This window comes from Vibrio sp. 10N.247.311.51, from assembly GCF_041467855.1.
GTDB classification, from domain to species: domain Bacteria; phylum Pseudomonadota; class Gammaproteobacteria; order Enterobacterales; family Vibrionaceae; genus Vibrio; species Vibrio coralliirubri.
The window spans coordinates 1-2,370 of sequence record NZ_JBFSVK010000065.1; the positions used below are offsets into that span (position 1 = coordinate 1).

Here is a 2,370-nt window from a genome sequence, read left to right on the forward strand (position 1 = left end):
CACCCTTCAACAAGCTAGTGAATTCAGCTAGGCCCTGCATATCAAATTCATTACCCGTGAGGCTACACATCATTTCTGCCAATTCACCTTCGGTGGTTTTGATGTCACTCGCGACTTGCGAGTAAGTAACTGCGTATTTATCGGCAAGAACTTGCACCTTGTTGGTTAGCTGGGTAATCAAACTGCTTGGCATTGCAGCGAGCTCGCTGCTTAATGGCTCAATCCATTTTAGGTGCAGTAGATTGTTCACTTGCTCGTCGCTTAAGCCCTCAATGGTGGTCTTGGTTTTAAGATGCAGTTTAGTTGCTGCCTCTTTCACTGCTTTTTTTAGAGCCTTTTCTTCGTTGATAAGTTTGTTAGCACGAATAATTTTGGCCTTGTAGCTTTCTTCAGGTACAAGACTGTCTTCTGTGAACTTAATGTTACTGTCTTTCTGCTCTTTCAAGAATACCTTAGCTGCTTTTGCTACTTCAGCATTGACAAAGGCATCTTTGCTTTCTTTGACCGTAGCTAGCTCTTTATCGTCTTCACTAAGCGATTCTAAAATGTCTTCAAGTGAACTTGAGATTTCAACCAAACGATTCTCTTGTTTAGCTAGTGCTGCTAAGTCATCACTTAAGTAAGTTTTTTGCACTAAACCAAAAGGCAGAATGTGACCTTTCCAGCCATCTTGCACCTCAGTATCTTTACCATTTTTCTTTTTGATAACGATATTAGGTTCAACTTGCTTAGTCGCATCAAAACCTTCAGTTTGCATCATTTCTAAATCGGCGCTAATGATTTGCCATTGGTTGTTTAGAAGCTGGTAAGCTTGATATTTGTCGATTAAAGCAATAGGACTTAGGCGGTTAAATAGCTCAACACTTAATGAAGCCTCTTGTTGATTGCGTTTAACCCCTTCCCAACCTTTAATGAGTTTGGTGTTTAAGTCGTCATCAAACCCTGCAAAAGCCTGTTCATAACCCGCTATAAACTCAACCACCTGTGGATGACTACTAATGCTTGTATTGACTGAATCTTTAGCAATAGCCAGCTCACTGTACGCGGAAGATTTAGCCGTAAACAAGGCACCACGTAGCTGTGGTAAAGCAAGCCAGTATGCATTGAGTTCATCAATTTCACTGTTAGGAATGCCGCCTAACATGGTGGCGTGTAAATCCCAGCTTTCAGCCGCCGCTGAAGAGTCCACATAGCGTGGTATGTTTAAGTTGTAGCCATTGCTGCGCAAAGTTTCTTTACTCACGACTTGTGAGAATTTCTCGATGCTCTCTCGATTGATCACAGCATCAACAGTGCGCTTAATATCACTCGCTTGCAGCTTGTTGTTTTTGCCTTCTTTAATAAAGTGCTTAGACGCATCAACAACCAAAACATCGGTATTCTGACGCTTTTGCTTGAGCACCAAGATCACGGTTGGAATACCTGTACCAAAGAAGATATTACCCGGCAAACCAATAATGGCATCAATGTGGTTCTGCTCAATAAGCTGCTTGCGGATCTCCCCCTCTTCACCACCACGGAACAACACCCCATGAGGTAATACAATGGTCATAATACCATCGGGCTTTAGGTGATAGAGATCGTGCAATAGGAAGGCAAAATCGGCTTTAGTTTTTGGGGCTAGGCCAAAACGCGAATAACGAGGATCGCTATCTTTATAGCTAGGGTCCCATTGTTGTGAATACGGTGGGTTAGAAACAACGGCGTCCACGTATAAGGCATCGTAAGTGCCTTGTGGGTCGTTCTCATCGAAGTATGGCCAATCGTCTTCTAGAGTATCGCCATTACGGGTTTTAATGTTGCTGGCTTTAATACCACGCATGATCAGATTCATACGGGTAAGGTTATAGGTATTCGCTTTTAACTCTTGCGCATAATAGGTAATGCTGTCTTTGTTTTTAGCGTATTTTTCGACGGCCTCACCAATATTGATAAGGAGTGAGCCAGAGCCAGACGTTGGATCATAAATCTCAATGGTTTCTTTATTTTTTAGTTCATGAGCGATGATGTGCGACATGAGAACCGAGACCTCATGAGGCGTATAAAACTCTCCGGCTTTTTTACCCGCATTAGCTGCAAATTTTTCAATCAGGTACTCGTAGATGTAACCCAGAACGTCATAACCTTGCTGACCGTTCATCGGGATACTTTTGATTAAGTGCAGTAAGTCGCTAATAGCTTTAGTTCGCTTACCCGCGCTTTCGCCAAGTTTGCTTAACCCGGTTTCTAGAGTAGTAAAGATGCCTTCAAACAACTTTTTGTAAGTAGGAGAAATCAAACGGCTAAAAGCAGAAAGTGCATCACGTACGTTAGATTCATCAAAGTCGGACGTTGGATCAACCCACGTTGAAAACAGATTTTCGTAAGCAA

At 42.5% G+C, this 2,370-nt stretch carries 1 protein-coding gene; it reads right to left on the minus strand.

Going from position 1 to position 2,370, the window contains the following annotated elements; all coding sequences use genetic code 11:
* Positions 1-2,370 (minus strand): type I restriction-modification system subunit M (locus tag AB6E85_RS25730; RefSeq protein ID WP_372144805.1); only part of this gene is annotated, 2,370 nt, incomplete at both ends.